A 506-nucleotide genomic window follows, 5' to 3' on the forward strand; every position below is an offset into this window, starting at 1 on the left:
CTCTCATAATCAGGCTCGTTATATGCTCTCTGGATTTTACCTCTGTATATTGCCTTTTCTTCTTCTCTTAAGTAACTGACTACATTTTCCCTTTTATGCCACTGGCAGCGTTGCGTTAACGTAAATTTACCAAAGGTCTCTTCGACTGCCTTCTTTAACCCCTTTGAACCGTCTATAATGGTCAACAATCCTTCCTCAAACCGGAAGTTCCTACCTATTAAATTTTTTAACAACCCTTTGATTGCCTCGCTATTCTCACTCGTCGTTTGTATAAATCCCAATGGCGCTTTGACTCCGCTCATCGTTATTCCTAAAGCGATTACTATATTTTCATGACTCAGATATTTTCCATCTATTACCAATGCTATAAAATCATGCCCACCTAAATCCCTTTGCTCAAATTCCTCTAACAGCTTTTTGCTCTCCTCTATAAATGCCCGACTTATGCTCGACTGACTGATTCCGAAACTCTCTAATACGCTTCTGGTTACTTCCTCGTAATCCCT

The 506-nt window shown here is 39.9% G+C and carries 1 protein-coding gene; it reads right to left on the reverse strand.

Annotated elements, in window-relative coordinates:
- Positions 1 to 506 (reverse strand): transposase (locus tag ACSSWA_RS14970; protein WP_437357466.1); only part of this gene is annotated, 506 nt, incomplete at both ends.

The organism is Melioribacter sp. Ez-97 (assembly GCF_051488665.1).
Lineage (GTDB): Bacteria > Bacteroidota > Ignavibacteria > Ignavibacteriales > Melioribacteraceae > Melioribacter.